Consider the following 15,439-nt stretch of genomic DNA (forward strand, 5'->3'; position numbering starts at 1 on the left):
GGGGGCGGGCAGCGCGTTCACCGCGCCCCGCTCCCCGCCGCCCCCGGCCAGTCCAGCAGCAGCTGCTGCGCGCGCGGCAGCCGCGCCACGACCAGGTCGTACGAGTCCTCGACCAGCTCGCGCACCATCGCGTCGGGCAGCGAACCGTCCAGCGTGACCGTGTTCCAGTGGCGCTTGTTCAGGTGCCAGCCGGGCGCGATCGCCGCATGCTCCGCCCGCAGCCGCACCGCCAGGTCGGGCTCGCATTTCAGGCTCACCTTCAGCGGCTCGTCCCCCAGCGCGCTGATGGCGAAGATCTTCCCGCCGACCTTGAAGACGGTCACCTCGGTGTTCCGCGGGAAGGGGTTCTCCTCCGCCGCGCCGTTGAAGCCGAGGCAGAAGCCCCTGAGCCGGTCCGCGTCCATCCGGCCATTCAACAGGGTGCCACCGACACACCCGCGAGATCAGCGCCGCCGCACCCAGTACACGTCCGTCGTGTAGGGCATGTCCACGGCGTCCTTGCCGCGCGTGGCGTCGTGCCCGGCCAGCACCGCCTCCACCTCGGCCAGCACCCGCTCCTGCTCCGCCGGGTCCATCACCGCGATGTGGCTGGAGGACGTCATCCGCTCCACCACGTCCGAGACCGTCGTGGAGTGCAGGTTCGGCCAGTGCCGCTCGTGCACCCGCGACCAGCCCCGGCGGCCGGTGAAGGCCTTGCGCCAGCCGTCGTCCAGAGGGCTCGGCAGGTCACGCGGCGCGAGCCGGAAGACGATGTCCTGGTAGTCCCGCACCCAGGGGACCGAGGTGTCGTAGGTGTTCCACACCAGTGCCAGCGAACCGCCCGGCCGCAGCAGGCGCTCGACCTCCGCCAGGGCCTCCTCCTCCTGGAACCAGTGCCAGGACTGCGCGGCCACCACCGCGTCCGCGCACCCGTCCGGCAGGCCCGTGGCCTCGGCCGTCCCGGCCGACACCCGCACCCCCGGCAGCAGCTCCGCGAGCCGCTCCCGCATCTCCGTCACCGGCTCGACCGCGATCACCTCGGCGCCGGTCAGCGCCAGCAGACGGGTGAACTTGCCGGTGCCGGCGCCCAGGTCGACCACCGTGCGGCCCGCCTCGAGGGGCAGCGCGTCCGCCAACTCGGCCAGGGCCGCCATGGGGTACGAGGGTCGCGACCGCTCGTACACACCCGCGGCCCGCTGATATCCGACTCCTGCTGCGTGGTGCACCGTCACGCGGGCAGACGCTAGCAGGACCGTAGGACCACAGGCGTAGCGGACCTGCGGAAAAGCCGGGGAACAGCACACCAACTGCTCCCGTCGTGCCGATGGTTGGACGTACGCTGGGGCGACGGCCGCGCAGGCCCCGCGGCGACCCGGTCCTGCGGTGACCCGGTGGATGTTGCATGCTGTGCACTTCACACATGCCCTGGCTACGGAGCGTCGAATGACCAGCTTCCCGGAGATCTCCATCAGTACGGAGCGGCTGGTGCTGCGCACGTACGAGGAGTCCGACGTCCCCGCCCTGGCGGAGATGATGAACGACGAGTCCGTCATCGCCTGGACCTCCGTGCCGTATCCCTACACCGAGGCGGACGCCCGCTCCTTCATCGCCGGGTTCGCCCCCGCCGAGCGCGCGGAAGGCCGCGGCATCGTGCTCGCCGTCACCGAGTTCCTCACCCAGCGGCTGGTCGGCACCGTCCACCTGCAGCGCACCGACTGGCGCATCCGCAGCAGCGAGGCGGGCTACATGATCGCCCCCTGGGCGCGCGGCGAGGGCTACGCGGCGGAGGCCGTCCAGGCCACCGCCCAGTGGCTCTTCGACGACCAGAAGTTCGAGCGACTGGAACTGCGCACCGCCGCCGACAACGCCGCCTCGCAGCAGGTCGCGCAGAAGATCGGCTGCATCAGCGAGGGCGTGCTCCGCAACGCCGGCCTGGTCCGCACGCAGACGGAGGGCGGCCGCTGGGAGGAGATCCGCACCGACCTGATCGTCTGGAGCCTGCTCCCGGAGGACCTCGACGGCCTCGCGGAGGAGTCCGCCGACGGCTCCGACTACGCGGCGTACGCCGACTGGCAGTGAGCACGGGCTAGCGCAAGATCCTGGCCGGGGTACTGTGCACACCCCGGGATCACCTCACCCCCCGGGCACCACACCGCGACGCGCCCAGGAGGCAGGACGACGATGGCCGACCGTGTCACCGTGATCGGGTGGGACGGCTCACCACCGGGCGAGGCAGCGCGCTCCGCGCTGTCGGCCGCCACCTTGGTGGCCGGGACCCGGCACCACCTGGCACTGCCGTTCGTGCCGGAGGACGCCGAGCGGATCGTACTGGGCAGCATCGACCTGGCCGCCCGCCGCATCGCGCGGCACCGGGGCACCGCGGTCGTCCTCGCCGACGGCGACCCCGGCTTCTTCGGCGTCGTCCGCGCCCTGCGCACCCCCGAGTACGGGCTGGAGGTCGAGGTCGTGCCCGGCGTCTCCTCGGTCGCCCAGGCCTTCGCCCGGGCCGGGATGCCCTGGGACGACGCCCGGGTGGTCGTCGCGCACACCCGCACCCTGCGGCGGGCCGTCAACGTCTGCCGCGCCCATCCCAAGGTCGCCGTGCTCACGGCCCCCGGCGCCGGGCCGGCCGAACTCGCCCTGCTGCTCGGCGACGAGCACCGCACCTTCGTGATCTGCGAGGCCCTCGGCACCGAGCACGAGCAGGTCACCGTGCTCACCTCCGACAAGGTGGCCGACCACACCTGGCGGGACCCCAACGTCGTCCTCGTCGTCGGTGCCGCCCCGGCCGCCGCCCCCGCCCACGTTCCGGTTCCGGCCGCCGCCGCGCAGGCCGGCTGGCTCGCCGGCGGGGACCCCGACTCGTCCGACCGGGTACGGGGCTGGGCACTGCCCGCCGAGCGGTACGTGCCCGGGGACGGCCCGGCGCACCTGCGCGCCCTGCAACTGGCCCGGCTCGGACCGCGGGCCGGCGACCTGCTCTGGGACATCGGCGCCGGCGGGGGGGCCGTCGCCGTGGAGGCGGCGCGGTTCGGCGCGGCCGTCATCGCGGTGGAGGCCGACGCCGAGGCGTGCGGCCGGATCGAGGACACCGCACGGGACTTCGGGGTCCAGGTCCGGGTCGTCCACGGCCTGGCGCCGCACGTGCTGGAGGACCTTCCGGAACCGGACATCGTGCGCATCGGAGGCGGCGGACCGGAGGTCGTCGCCGCCTGCGTCGCGCGCCGGCCGGAGCGAATCGCCGCGAGCGCCGCGAACCGGGACGAGGCCGAAGCCGTCAGCCGCGCCCTCGACGAGGGCGGATACGCCGTGGAACGCACGTTGTTGCAGGCAGTCGAGCTGGACGACGAGTGGTCCGAGCGGGAGCGCACGGTGGTCTTCGCGCTCCTCGGACACCGCAGGTGAGCCAGTGGGTTGCGCCCGCATTGGCACCGGTTTGAGGTGAACCCCCCTGAGCACGCGCGGGCACACGCACGGTAGGCTGACGGACCGCTGTGCCGTTGTCGCGCATTGACGTCGCGTGAGGGCTGATCAGTAATGGTCAGTACCGGTCAATCGCCGTCGTCGTGCCGGTTGCCGCCCACGCTCGTTCTCTCTGTGGGCAGTGTGCTCGGCGCAGCGATGGAAGGAGCGAAACCGATGGGCGAGGGGCACGCATGACTGACACCGGCCAGGTCCCGGGTGAGGGACTGCCGGAGAACGCAGGCGAAGAAGCGGTTCTGCAGCCGCACGCCGACCTTCCCGGCAGTGGCGCGCAGCAGCAGTCCGTCCCCTCGTGGGACGTCGATCCGCTCACCGCGCCGGTTCCTCCCGAGTACCACTACCTCGACCAGCCGTCCGGCCCGGTGCCGGTGGAGGAGGACGAGGAGATGCTGCTGATGCCCGGTCTGCAGGGGTCCTGGGGCGACCCGCAGCCCGTGCCGCCGCAGCCGGCGCCGGTCGCCGCCGTACCCGTTCCGGCGCCCGCTCCCGTGATCCCGGCCGCGCCGGTCCCGGCGCAGGCCCCCGCCCCCGCCCCCACCCCCGTGCCGGTCGAGCACACCCCGCACGGGGTCCCGGTGGCGCCCGAGGGCATCGAGCACGACGCCCACGAGAGCGGCGGCCGTGACTCCGTCTCCCTCGACTACTCCGCCGTCCGCACGGAGATGCAGGTCGCACCCGGCATGGCGGCGCCGGAACCGCTCCCGGCCGAGCAGGCCGTGCCGCCGCAGCCCGCCCCGTTCGTGATCGAGCACGCGGTGCCGGAGCAGGCCGTACCCGTGGCCGCGGAGCCCGTCGCGCAGCCCGGGCCCGCGGAGGAGGCCGTCCAGGTCCGGGCGGCCGAGCCGGTCCCGCAGCCCCATGTGCCCGCGCAGGTGCAGCTGCAGGAGGCCGCACCCGTACCGCCGCGGCGCCCGTTGCACATGGGCCCCCCGATCCCGGACCCGTCCAACGGCGGCGGCATCGTGCGCTCCCTGGCCGACCGCGGCCCGGCCACGCCGCCGCCCGCGCCGCAGCCGGTCCCGGCGCCCATGCCCCAGTCCGGGCCGCCCACCATCGGACCGGAGTACCTGGACATCCCCCGCGACGAGGCCCCCGCCGAGACCCAGGCGCCGGTGCCGGCCCCCGCGTCCGGCGAGACCTGGACGGCCCCGGTGCCGGAGGCCGTCGTGCCCGCGCCCGCGCCCGTGCCCGCACCGGAGCCCGAGCCGGTGGCCATCCTCGCGTCGCCGCTGGAAACCCCGGACGAGCCGCTGCCGTTCGGCATGGAGCCCGCCGCCGAGGTGCCCGTGGCACCGGTCGTACCGGAGGCGCCCGAGCCCGTCGCGGCGCCTGAAGCTGTCGCGGAGCCCGAGCCGGTCGCCGTGGTGCTGGAGCCGGTCGCCGTGGTGCTGGAGCCGGTCGCCGTCGTGCCGGAGCCGGAGCCCGAGCCGGTCGTCGAGGCCGAGATGGAGCCCGAGCCCGTGCCCGTCGTGGAGCCGGAGGCGCCCGTCGCAGTCGAGCCGGTCGCCGAGCCCGCACCCGCCGCGGTCGTGCAGGAGGACACTCCGGTCACCGTCGCCGAGCCGCAGCATGAGGCGGACCTGGCACCCGAGGAGCCCCAGGCGTCCGAGGAGCCCGAGGCGCCGGTCGCCGGCGAGGAGGAGGACCCGGAGCTGCTGCTGCCCGCCGCCGAGGGCTACGACCCCACCGTGCGGGACGCCGTGCACCGCGTCATCCGCGAGCGCCGGGACATCCGCAACGGCTTCCGCAAGGACCCGATCCCGCACGAGGTGCTGATCCGCGTGCTGGAGGCGGCGCACACCGCGCCGAGCGTCGGCCACTCCCAGCCGTGGGACTTCGTCGTCATCCGCTCCGCCAAGACCCGGGAGCGCATGCACGAGCTCGCCATGCAGCAGCGCGAGGCGTACGCCAAGTCCCTCCCCAAGGGCCGCGCCAAGCAGTTCCGCGAGCTGAAGATCGAGGCGATCCTCGACACCCCGGTCAACATCGTCGTCACCGCCGACCCCACCCGCGGCGGCCGCCACACGCTGGGCCGATACACCCAGCCGCAGATGGCCCCGTACTCGTCGGCGCTCGCCGTGGAGAACCTCTGGCTCGCCGCGCGCGCCGAGGGCCTCGGCGTCGGCTGGGTCAGCTTCTTCGACGAGCGCGAGATGGTCCGCGAACTCGGGCTGCCCGAGCACCTCGAGGTCGTCGCGTACCTCTGCGTCGGCTACGTCGACGAGTTCCCCGAGGACCCCGAACTGGTGCGGTCCGGCTGGTCCAAGCGGCGCCCGCTGGCCTGGGTCGTCCACGAGGAGGAGTACGGCAACCGGGCCCTGCCCGGCGAGGAGCCGCACAACCTCCTGGAGGAGACCCTCCGTGGCATCCGCCCGCTCGACGCGAAGGCGCTCGGCGAGGCCTGGGAGCGGCAGAAGCGGATGACCAAGCCGGCCGGCGCACTCGGCATGCTGGAGATCATCTCCGCGCAGCTCAGCGGCCTGTCCCGGCAGTGCCCGCCGCCCATCCCGGAGCCCGCGGCCGTCGCGATCTTCGCCGGTGACCACGGGGTGCACGCCCAGGGCGTCACCGCCTGGCCCCAGGAGGTCACCGGCCAGATGGTCGCCAACTTCCTCGGCGGCGGGGCCGTGTGCAACGCCTTCGCCCACCAGGTGGGCGCCGAGGTGTGCGTGGTGGACGTCGGCGTCGCCTCCGACCTGCCCAGCACCCCCGGTCTGCTGCCCCGCAAGGTCCGTCCCGGCACCGCCGACATGACCGCCGGGCCCGCCATGTCGCGCGAGGAGGCACTGCGCGCGATCGAGGTCGGCATCGAGACCGCCCGCGACCTCGTCGCCGCGGGCAACAAGGCGCTGCTCACCGGGGAGATGGGGGTCGCCAACACCACCGTCTCCGCGGCCCTGATCTCCGTCTACACCGGGGTCGACCCGGCGGAGGTCACCGGACGCGGCACCGGCATCAACGACGAGATGCACGCCCGCAAGATCGACGTCGTGCGGCGCGCCCTCGAACTCCACCGGCCCGACCCGTCCGACCCGATCGAGGTCCTCGCGGCGATCGGCGGCCTCGAGCACGCGGCCATGGTGGGCCTGCTGCTCGGCGCCGCGTCCCTGCGGACCCCGGTCATCCTCGACGGCGTCAGCGCGGGCGCGGCCGCCCTGGTGGCCCGCGCCATCGCCCCCGAGGTCCTCGCGGCCTGCATCGCCGGCCACCGCAGCGCGGAGCCCGGCCACCGCGCGGCGCTGACCAAGCTGGGCCTGCGCCCGCTCGTCGAACTCGACCTGCGCCTCGGCGAGGGCACCGGCGCGCTGCTGGCGCTGCCGCTGGTGCAGAGTGCTGCGCGGGCGATGCACGAGGTGGCGACGTTCGACTCTGCGGGGGTCACCGAGAAGTCCTGACGCGGGCGGTCGTGGTGGGCGGGTTGGCTCGTGGCCCGGTTGTTGTGTGCGGGTGCGTTGCGCCTGCGGCGGGCGGTTTCCCCGCCGCCCGCCCGCCCGATTGCCCGGCGCGGTCAGTGACCGCCTCGCTGCGTACGTGGTGGGGTCGGGGCCGCGCCGGCGCACTCCCCCAGCCTTCGGCCGGGGGGACCCCCACTGCGCTCGCGGTTTGGCCCTACCTCGTTCGGCGCCCGGGTTCGCCGCTCGTCTCCCCCAGCCTTCGGCCGGGGGGACCCCCATGGGCGCACCCCGCCACACCTCCTCATGCCGGTTGGGGCGCATGACGGCCGGTGGGGGGTAATTAGGGCACCTGCGGCAACCCCGGACCGCCCTCCTACCTCCCACCGGCCGTTGGTCGCCGCACGATACGGAGGGTCGTTGGGGGCACCCCCGGCCGAAGGCTGGGGGAGGGTGGGCGTTCTGGACGCTGACGTGTATGTGTTGTGCAGCAGAGACGGCACCGACCTGGACCGCCCGCCATGCACATAAATATGCGGTCCAGAATGCCCAGCCCCGAAGGCCCCGACCCTGGCCCACCATGCACGCGCGCAGGCCCGCACCAACCGTGCCGGATGGGGGTCCCCCCGGCCGAAGGCTGGGGGAGGGAGGGTGGGTGGGGGATGCCCGCCGCAGGCGCGAACAACCCGCACACGACCACGACGGCAAGCGCACCGCAGGTGTGATCTTGGGCGCTGCGGCGCAGCCACCCCGCACCGTAGGGTTGGGGCGGGGCAGGGTCGCCCCGCACCCCCGCAACCCCACCCCCCGTCGCGCCGCGAGGCACACGCCGCGAGGCACACCCGAGGAGCCGCACCGCCATGACTGCCGCCGAGGACCGCAACGACGCACCCGCCTACCCCGTCGGACTGCGCCTCACGGGCCGCCGCGTGGTCGTCCTCGGCGGTGGCCAGGTCGCCCAGCGCAGGCTGCCCCCGCTGGTCGCGGCCGGCGCCGACGTCGTCCTGGTCTCCCCGTCCGCGACGCCGTCCGTGGACGCGATGGCCGCGGCGGGCGAGATCCGCTGGGAGCGCCGCCGTTACCGGCCGGGCGACCTGGCCGACGCCTGGTACGCGCTCATCGCCACCACCGACCCCGAGGCGAACGCCGCGGCCTCCGCGGAGGCGGAGGAGCGCCGCGTGTGGTGCGTCCGCAGCGACGACGCCGAGGCGGCGACCGCGTGGACGCCGGCGACCGGCCGTACGGAGGGTGTGACCGTCGCCGTCCTCACCGGCCGGGACCCGCGGCGTTCGGCGGCCGTGCGGGACGCGATCGTCGAGGGCCTGCGCGACGGCTCGCTCGCCGCGCCGCAGCACCGGGGGAGGACCCCGGGCGTAGCGCTGGTCGGCGGTGGCCCGGGCGACCCGGACCTGATCACGGTGCGCGGCCGCCGGCTGCTCGCGGAGGCGGATGTCGTCATCGCCGACCGGCTCGGCCCGCGCGACCTGCTCGACGAACTGCCGCCGCACGTCGAGGTGATCGACGCCGCGAAGATCCCGTACGGCCGGGCGATGGCCCAGGAGGCGATCAACGCGGCGCTGATCGAGCACGCGAAGGCGGGCAAGGCGGTCGTGCGGCTCAAGGGCGGGGACCCGTACGTGTTCGGGCGCGGGATGGAGGAGGCGGAGGCGCTCGCGGAGGCGGGCATCCCGTGCACCGTCGTGCCGGGGATCTCCAGTTCCATCAGCGTCCCGGCCGCCGCCGGCATCCCGGTCACGCACCGAGGGGTGGCGCACGAGTTCACCGTGGTCAGCGGCCATGTGGCCCCGGAGGACCCGCGCTCGCTCGTGGACTGGGCGGCCCTCGCCCGGCTGCGCGGAACGCTGGTGCTGCTGATGGCCGTGGAGCGGATCGGCTCGATCGCGGCGGCGCTCGTGGAGCACGGCCGGGGCGCGGACACCCCCGTCGCGGTGATCCAGGAGGGCACGACGGCGGCCCAGCGCCGGGTCGACGCGACGCTCGCGACGGTGGGGGAGCGGGTGGCGCAGGAGGGCATCCGGCCGCCCGCGGTGATCGTCGTCGGCGAGGTCGTCGCCGTGGGCGATCGCGTAACCGGCGGTAACAAGTGACGTCGGTGCCGTTGGCACCGCACTTCGGACAAGGCAGTATCACCCTGTGGCTGAGCTCATCACCATCGACGACCCCGACGACCCGCGTCTGCACGACTACACGTCGCTGACCGACGTGGAGCTGCGCCGACGCCGCGAGCCCGCCGAGGGGCTGTTCATCGCGGAGGGCGAGAAGGTCATCCGGCGCGCCCGGCAGGCCGGTTACCGCATGCGCTCCATGCTGCTGTCGGCCAAGTGGGTCGACGTCATGCGGGACGTCATCGACGAGGTCCCGGCGCCGGTCTACGCGGTCAGCCCCGAACTCGCCGAGCAGGTGACCGGCTACCACGTGCACCGCGGCGCCCTCGCCTCGATGCAGCGCAGGCAATTGCCCGACGCGGCGGCCCTGCTGGGCGACGCGCGGCGGATCGTCGTCATGGAGTCGGTCAACGACCACACCAACATCGGCGCCATCTTCCGCAGCGCGGCCGCCCTCGGCATGGACGCCGTCCTGCTCTCCCCGGACTGCGCCGACCCGCTGTACCGCAGGTCGGTCAAGGTCTCGATGGGCGCCGTCTTCTCCGTCCCGTACGCCCGGCTGGAGAGCTGGCCCCGGGACCTGGAGGCGGTCCGGGAGGCGGGCTTCAAGCTGCTCGCGCTGACCCCCGACGAGAAGGCCACCGACATCGACGAGGCCGCCCCGCACCGGCTGGAACGCGCGGCGCTGATGCTCGGCGCCGAGGGCGACGGCCTGTCGACCCGCGCCCTGGTGGCCGCCGACGAGTGGGTGCGCATCCCCATGGCGCACGGGGTGGACTCGCTGAACGTGGGGGCGGCCGCCGCGGTCGCGTTCTACGCGGTGGCGACCGGCCGCCCCCGGGACTGACTCAGCCCGCCGCGGCCGGCAGGTCCACCAGGGCGGCGAGGGCCGCCCGGTGGCGGCCGGGTGTGCCCAGGGCGATCTCGTCGGCCTTGGCGCGCTTCAGCCGCAGGTGGGCCGGGTGCTCCCAGGTCATGCCGATGCCGCCGTGCAGTTGGACGCACTCCTCGGCGGCCCGCACGGCGACCGGTGCGCAGAACGCCTGTGCCATGGCGACCGCGACCGGGGCGTCCGCGCTGTCGGCCGCGAGCGCGTCGGCGGCGTTGCGCGCGGCGGCGCGGGACTGGACGACCTCGAGCCACAGGTCCGCGAGCCGGTGCTTGAGGGACTGGAAGGAGCCCACGACCCGGCCGAACTGGTGACGCTCCTTCAGGTAGGCCACCGTCTCGTCCAGGCACCACTGGGCCAGGCCCAGTTGCTCCGAGGCCAGCAGCCCCGCCCCCGTCAGCAGGGCCCGTTCCACGGCCGCCGCAGCGGTCTCGGGCCCGGCGAGCCGGCGGGCCGCCGCCCCGTCGAAGGAGACGTCCGCGATCGGCCGGGTCAGGTCGAGGGGCACCGGTACGGACAGGGCGACCCCGGGCGCGTCGGTGCGCACCTCGTAGAGCCCGGGCCCGTCCGGACCGTGCGCGGGCACGATCAGCACGTCCGCGGCGGTCGCGTCGGCGACGCTGGTCACGCGCCCGGTGAGGACGCCGTCCGCGTCGGCCCGCACGCCCTGGGAGACGTCCGAGCCCGGCGCCGTGGGCAGCGGCACGGCCAGGGCGGCCGTCCGCTCGCCCTCCGCGAGGCGCGTCACGACGGCGTCGGCCTCCGCGGTGCCGGCCGCCAGCAGCGCCGCGGTGGCCAGCACGGCGCTGCCCAGGAAGGGCACGGGTGCCACGAAGGCCCCCAGCTCCTCCAGCACGACCGCGGCCTCCCGCGCGGAGGCGCCCTGGCCGCCGAGCTTCTCCGGCACCAGCAGCCCCGCGACCCCCACCTCCCGGGCCAGGGTCCGCCACAGTGCGGCGTCGTACGGCTCGTCGCCCTCGCAGCGCGCCAGGACGTCCGCCGGTGCGCACCGGTCGCTGAGCAGACCGCGCACCGCGGCGCGCAGGTCGTTCTCGACGTCGGAGTAGAGCAGGTCGGAGCTCATCGCGGCAGGTCCTTCCAGGGGACGTCCTTGTCCGTACGGGGCTCGGAGGGCAGGCCGAGGACGCGCTCGGAGATGATGTTGCGGAGGATCTCGGACGTACCGCCCTCGATCGAGTTGCCCTTGGCCCGCAGATAGCGGTAACCGGCGTCGCGGCCGTAGAAGTCGACGATCTCCGGACGGCTCATCGTCCACTCGCCGTAGCGCAGCCCGTCCTCGCCCAGCAGCTCCACCTCCAGGCCGCTGATGCGCTGATTGAGCGAGGCGAACGCCAGCTTCATGCCCGAGCCCTCGGGGCCGGGGGCGCCCACCGCGAGCTGCTGGCGCAGCCGTTCGCCCGTGAGGCGGGTGACCTCGGCGTCCACCCACAGCCGCAGCAGCCGGTCGTGCAGGTCCGGCGTGCGCAGCTCGGGCCGCTCCCGCCACGTCGCGGCGACGGTGCCGATCATCCCGCCCTCGCGGGGGAGCGCGGTGCCGCCGATGGCGACCCGCTCGTTCATCAGCGTCGTCTGCGCCACGCGCCAGCCGTCGCCGACCTCGCCGAGGCGGTGGGCGTCGGGGATCCGCACGTCCGTGAGGAAGACCTCGTTGAACTCGGCCTCACCCGTGATCTGCCGCAAGGGCCGCACCTCGACGCCCGGGTCCGTCATGTCGCACACGAAGTACGTGATGCCCTGGTGCTTGGGGACGTCCGGGTCGGTGCGGGCGATCAGGATCGCCCAGCGCGCGTTGTGGGCGTTGGACGTCCACACCTTCTGGCCGGTGACGACCCAGTCGTCGCCGTCCCGCACCGCGCGGGTGCGCAGGCCCGCCAGGTCCGAGCCGGCGCCGGGCTCGCTGAACAGCTGGCACCAGACCTGCTCCCCGGTCCACAGCGGGCGCAGGAAGCGCGCCTTCTGCTCCTCGGTTCCGTACCGGAGGACGGTGGGGGCCGCCATCCCGAGGCCGATGCCGATCCGGCGCGGTTCGTTGTCCGGCGCCCCGGCGGCCGTCAGCTCGGCGTCCACGACCCCCTGCAGGGCGCGCGGCGCACCCAGCCCGCCGAGGCCCTCCGGGTAGTGCACCCACGCCAGGCCGGCGTCGAACCTGGCCCGCAGGAAGTCCAGGCGGTCCGTCGCCGCCGGATCGTGAGAGGCCAGCAGCGCGCGCACCCGCTCGCGCAGCTCCTCCGGTGTGACCGTCATGCGAATGCGTCCCTCCGCGTGTGCGTAGCCCTAAGCAAGCGCTTAGAAACTAGCTCACGTGGCGCCCTCCCGTCACCCCCTGGTGCACCGCGTCTCGTGTGCGGCGCCGTTGTGGTTGGCGTCGGGGGTTTCCCCGCCGCCCTCCCTCCCCCCAGCCTTCGGCCGGGGGGACCCCCATCCGGCGCGGTCACTGACCCTCGCGCGGTCGTTGTGGGGTCGGTGCCGCGCCGGGGCACGCCCCCAGCCTTCGGCCGGGGGGACCCCCGCCTCGGCGCTCGCGGCGCTGCCCCACATCAATCGGCACCGCACCCACCGCTCGTGTCCCCCCAGCCGCTGCGGCGCAGGCGCGTGGGGGGTTCGTGCGGGTCCCGGCGGTCCGGGCGGCCGGGACGCGGACCGGACCGGGACAGGCGGCCGGCGGTGTCCCGGTGGCCGTGCCTACGAGGTGGCAGGCCTACGGCGCGTGCGGCGCCGTCGCGTCGGCGCCGGCCGCGGGCAGCAGGCCGATGCCGCGGCTGGGGCCCTGGCAGCCCTGGGCGGCGGCGATGCCGAGCGCGACGAGGAGGGTCACGGTGACGAAGACGATGAGCCGCTGCCGCAGCAGCCTGCGGTCGGCACCCACGGGCCGGCGGCCCGCCGGCGTACGGGGGGCCGGGGTGCGGCCGGAGGGCGTCCGGGCCGGGGTGCGCGGCGAGGCGGGCGTACGGGGGGAGGCCGGGGTACGCGGCGGGACGGGCGTGCCCGCCGCCGTCCGCCGCTCGGTCTGCTGGTCCGCGTACGCCTGCGCCCGCGGGCCCGTGGGGCGCTCGGCGCGCGGACCGGACGCCCTCGGCACGATGTCGCGCCGGCCCGGCGCCGCGCCGAGGCCGCGGGCCTCACGGGCGGCGATCTCGGCCAGCCGCTCGGAGAGTTGGACCGTGCTGGGCCGCTGCTCCGGGTCCTTGGCGAGGCAGGCGTACACCAGCGGGGCCAGTGAGTCCGGCACACCGGTGAGGTCCGGCTCCTCGTGGACGACCCGGTAGAGCATGACCTCCGAACTGCCCTGCCCGAACGGCGAGTCGCCCATCGCCGCGTACGCCAGCGTCGCGCCGAAGGCGAAGACGTCGGTGGCCGGGGTGACCGCCGCCCCGCGGACCTGCTCCGGCGCGAGGAACCCGGGGGACCCGACGGCGGTGCCCACGTGGGTGAGGGTGCTGGCGCCGGTGGACCAGGCGATGCCGAAGTCGATGATCCGGGGGCCCTTGGGCGACAGCAGGATGTTGGAGGGCTTCAGGTCCCGGTGGACGACCCCGGCCTCGTGGACGGCGACCAGCCCCTCCGCCAGCGCGGCGCCGATGGACGCGGTCTCGGCGGCCGGGAGCATGCCGTCCCGGGCGACCTTGTCGTGCAGGGAGGGCCCGGGAACGTACTGCGTGGCGAACCACGGGCGGTCCGCCTCCAGATCGGCGGCGACCAGCCGGGCCGTGCAGCCGCCGCGGATGCGTCTCGCCGCGGACACCTCGCGCGCGAAGCGGGAGCGGAACTCCTGGTCCTCGGCCAGCTCGGGGCGGATCACCTTCAGCGCGACCCGCTGGCCGCGCTTGTCGGCGCCCAGGTAGACGACGCCCATGCCGCCCGCGCCCAGCCTCCGGTGCAGGCGGAACGAGCCGACGACACGCGGGTCCTCGCGCCGGAGCCGCATCATCGCCATGTCGTCCATCCCCGCTGCCTGCCTGGCCAGTCTGACGCCGACAGCTTACGGACTGACCGCCCGTCGCGCCGCGAGGCCGCGCCCGCGCGGGGCGGCGGATTGTCAGTGCCGGATGGGATCCTTGAAGGGTGGGGAAAATTCCGGCCGCTGACGGCCAGGAATTTCGTCATGCCGTCAACAGTCCGTCGGACAAGGGGGATTGACGCCATGAAGGGTGACCGCGTGGAGATAGTCGTCGACGCGGGCGACACGACAAGGACGTACGAAGTGGTCGCCACCAGGGCGGGCCGCAGGGTCGAAACGGCGGTCCGCCGAGGGGTGGTGGAAGTGAGCGAAGTCACCCGGTCCGGCTCCGTGGTGCGCACCGCGCGCTTCATGGCCACCCGGGTCCTCGCCCTGGTCGAGCAGCCCATGCCGACCGGCGACGCGGAGGACGAGGAACGGGGCTGACGGTCCCCGTCCGCGCCCGCCCGGGAGATCCCCTCGGGGATGTCCCGGGGGTGCGGCCGGGTCCCTCCACCCAGGGGAGTACGCGACCGGACCCGGAGTCATCCTCGGGGAGGCCAGGGAAGCGGTACGAGGGCATGACGACCGGCGCCGGCGCCGCGCCTAATGTTGAGGTCAAGCGGCGGGCGGAGCACTCGTCCCCCGAGGTCAAACGCCCGCCGCCCAGACAACTGTGCATGATCACGGACCACGACCGGGAGAGGGCCATGGCGAACACGGTGAGCCGTACGGTGCGGCCGGCGCGCGGCAGCAGGATCGCCGCCTTCGGCATACGCCCGTCGGGCACCCGGCATCCGCTGGTGGCGGTGGCGATGGTGCTGCCGCTCGCGGTGCTGCTCGCGGTGGCCTTCGGGGGCTGGGACGCAGTGGTCACACAGGCGTCGTCCGTAGCTGGTCTGATGGGGCGCTGACAGACGCCCCGCGGCCCCGGAAGAGCGGTCCGGGTCCGCGAGGACCGGTGAACCAACCCCGTGGGGACGGGGGTACGGCGGACGGCATGAATGCCCGGGTACCGTGGCGGTACCCGGGCATCACACCCGGCATTGCCAGTGGGCGGCGCGCTGCCGCACAGTGGGCCGGTGACACGGGGCATGGGGGAGCAAGTGACCAGCAGCGGAGCACCGCTGACGCACGCCTTGGGGGCGGTCGCGGCAGCGGCCTCGCGGGTACCCGCCCAGGCGCGGCCCGCCGTGCTCGCCGAACGGCCCGACGCCACCGTCGTCCGCGGCGGCCGCCTCGTCGCCAAGGCCCACGCCCCGGGCACCGATCCGCAAGAGCTCGACCTGCGGCTGCGCGTGGCCGCCCATCCTCTGCTCGACGGCGTCCTGCTGCCCCCGGCGCCGCTGCCCGACCACGGCGGCGCGTTGAGCGCCGTGCTCCTCGGCCGCACCGTGAGCCTGTGGCCCCTCGGCGAGCCGGTCGACCGCGACGACCCGGACTCCGCACCCTGGGCGGAGGCCGGCACGCTCCTGGCCCGTCTGCACACCGTGCCGGTGGCCGCGCTGCCCGGCCCGCGGCCGCAGATGCGCGGCCCCGTCAGGGCGGCCGGCGCGGTCGCGAGGATGCGCGCCGCCGGCGCCGGCGACCCGGCGGTGCTCGCCGCCTGGCG

Annotated in this window: 12 protein-coding genes and 1 pseudogene; 8 read left to right on the forward strand and 5 right to left on the reverse strand. The window is 74.9% G+C overall.

Annotated features, from left to right (window positions below):
* Nucleotides 1-17: 17 nt before the first annotated feature.
* Both PV410_RS04270 and PV410_RS04275 read right to left on the reverse strand, forming a co-directional pair.
* A complete protein-coding gene (locus PV410_RS04270) occupies nt 18-404 on the reverse strand; it encodes an MmcQ/YjbR family DNA-binding protein (protein ID WP_500322378.1) in 387 nt (128 codons plus the stop codon).
* 39 nt (nt 405-443) lie between these two features.
* Entirely contained in the window at nt 444-1,211 is a 768-nt protein-coding gene (locus tag PV410_RS04275) for a class I SAM-dependent methyltransferase (RefSeq protein ID WP_500322380.1), read from the reverse strand.
* A 211-nt stretch (nt 1,212-1,422) separates the two neighbouring features.
* Here PV410_RS04275 and PV410_RS04280 point away from each other — a divergent pair, with 211 nt between their 5' ends.
* The 5 genes from PV410_RS04280 (at nt 1,423) to PV410_RS04300 (ending at nt 9,827) form a co-directional block, all read left to right on the forward strand.
* The gene (locus tag PV410_RS04280; protein ID WP_499510843.1) at nt 1,423-2,058 is read left to right on the forward strand and encodes a GNAT family N-acetyltransferase; all 636 of its coding nucleotides are present in this window, start codon (nt 1,423-1,425) and stop codon (nt 2,056-2,058) included.
* A gap of 102 nt (nt 2,059-2,160) precedes the next feature.
* Complete coding sequence (gene cbiE / locus PV410_RS04285; protein ID WP_500322381.1) at nt 2,161-3,384, forward strand: precorrin-6y C5,15-methyltransferase (decarboxylating) subunit CbiE; 1,224 nt, start codon at nt 2,161-2,163, stop codon at nt 3,382-3,384.
* A gap of 251 nt (nt 3,385-3,635) precedes the next feature.
* The gene (gene cobT, locus PV410_RS04290) at nt 3,636-6,857 is read left to right on the forward strand and encodes a nicotinate-nucleotide--dimethylbenzimidazole phosphoribosyltransferase (protein WP_500322383.1); all 3,222 of its coding nucleotides are present in this window, start codon (nt 3,636-3,638) and stop codon (nt 6,855-6,857) included.
* Between the two features lie 857 nt (nt 6,858-7,714).
* Nucleotides 7,715-8,962 (forward strand): uroporphyrinogen-III C-methyltransferase, encoded by a 1,248-nt coding sequence (gene cobA / locus PV410_RS04295; protein WP_500322385.1) that lies wholly within the window; start codon nt 7,715-7,717, stop codon nt 8,960-8,962.
* A gap of 46 nt (nt 8,963-9,008) precedes the next feature.
* A complete protein-coding gene (locus tag PV410_RS04300; RefSeq protein ID WP_499510839.1) occupies nt 9,009-9,827 on the forward strand; it encodes a TrmH family RNA methyltransferase in 819 nt (272 codons plus the stop codon).
* A 1-nt stretch (nt 9,828) separates the two neighbouring features.
* On the opposite strand, the gene PV410_RS04305 is transcribed toward PV410_RS04300, so the two are convergent.
* The 3 genes from PV410_RS04305 to PV410_RS04315 form a co-directional block, all read right to left on the reverse strand.
* Entirely contained in the window at nt 9,829-10,953 is a 1,125-nt protein-coding gene (locus PV410_RS04305; protein ID WP_500322387.1) for an acyl-CoA dehydrogenase family protein, read from the reverse strand.
* On the reverse strand, nt 10,950-12,134 hold the full coding sequence (locus PV410_RS04310) for an acyl-CoA dehydrogenase family protein (RefSeq protein ID WP_500322388.1): 1,185 nt from the start codon (nt 12,132-12,134) through the stop codon (nt 10,950-10,952). The genes PV410_RS04305 and PV410_RS04310 overlap by 4 nt, the downstream gene beginning before the upstream one ends.
* Nucleotides 12,135-12,588: 454 nt before the next feature.
* On the reverse strand, nt 12,589-13,824 hold the full coding sequence (locus PV410_RS04315) for a serine/threonine-protein kinase (protein ID WP_500322405.1): 1,236 nt from the start codon (nt 13,822-13,824) through the stop codon (nt 12,589-12,591).
* A gap of 207 nt (nt 13,825-14,031) precedes the next feature.
* Between PV410_RS04315 and PV410_RS04320 the strand changes: the two genes are divergently transcribed.
* The 3 genes and pseudogenes from PV410_RS04320 to PV410_RS04330 all read left to right on the forward strand — a co-directional run.
* Complete coding sequence (locus tag PV410_RS04320; RefSeq protein WP_499510833.1) at nt 14,032-14,274, forward strand: DUF8836 family protein; 243 nt, start codon at nt 14,032-14,034, stop codon at nt 14,272-14,274.
* Between the two features lie 263 nt (nt 14,275-14,537).
* Nucleotides 14,538-14,741 (forward strand): hypothetical protein, encoded by a 204-nt coding sequence (locus PV410_RS04325; RefSeq protein ID WP_018564248.1) that lies wholly within the window; start codon nt 14,538-14,540, stop codon nt 14,739-14,741.
* Between the two features lie 192 nt (nt 14,742-14,933).
* Nucleotides 14,934-15,439: pseudogene (locus PV410_RS04330) on the forward strand (aminoglycoside phosphotransferase family protein); the annotation flags it as partial.

The sequence above is a fragment of the Streptomyces sp. PA03-5A genome, assembly GCF_033792725.1.
In the GTDB taxonomy this organism is placed as follows: domain Bacteria; phylum Actinomycetota; class Actinomycetes; order Streptomycetales; family Streptomycetaceae; genus Actinacidiphila.

Excerpts from the sequence above, each read along its gene's own strand:
- PV410_RS04270 (WP_500322378.1), bottom strand. The coding sequence starts at position 404 with ATGGACGCGGACCGGCTCAGGGGCTTCTGCCTCGGCTTCAACGGCGCG.
- PV410_RS04280 (WP_499510843.1), top strand. The coding sequence starts at position 1,423 with ATGACCAGCTTCCCGGAGATCTCCATCAGTACGGAGCGGCTGGTGCTG.
- cbiE (WP_500322381.1), top strand. The coding sequence starts at position 2,161 with ATGGCCGACCGTGTCACCGTGATCGGGTGGGACGGCTCACCACCGGGC.
- cobT (WP_500322383.1), top strand. The coding sequence starts at position 3,636 with ATGACTGACACCGGCCAGGTCCCGGGTGAGGGACTGCCGGAGAACGCA.
- cobA (WP_500322385.1), top strand. The coding sequence starts at position 7,715 with ATGACTGCCGCCGAGGACCGCAACGACGCACCCGCCTACCCCGTCGGA.
- PV410_RS04305 (WP_500322387.1), bottom strand. The coding sequence starts at position 10,953 with ATGAGCTCCGACCTGCTCTACTCCGACGTCGAGAACGACCTGCGCGCC.
- PV410_RS04310 (WP_500322388.1), bottom strand. The coding sequence starts at position 12,134 with ATGACGGTCACACCGGAGGAGCTGCGCGAGCGGGTGCGCGCGCTGCTG.
- PV410_RS04315 (WP_500322405.1), bottom strand. The coding sequence starts at position 13,824 with ATGGCGATGATGCGGCTCCGGCGCGAGGACCCGCGTGTCGTCGGCTCG.
- PV410_RS04320 (WP_499510833.1), top strand. The coding sequence starts at position 14,032 with ATGAAGGGTGACCGCGTGGAGATAGTCGTCGACGCGGGCGACACGACA.
- PV410_RS04325 (WP_018564248.1), top strand. The coding sequence starts at position 14,538 with ATGGCGAACACGGTGAGCCGTACGGTGCGGCCGGCGCGCGGCAGCAGG.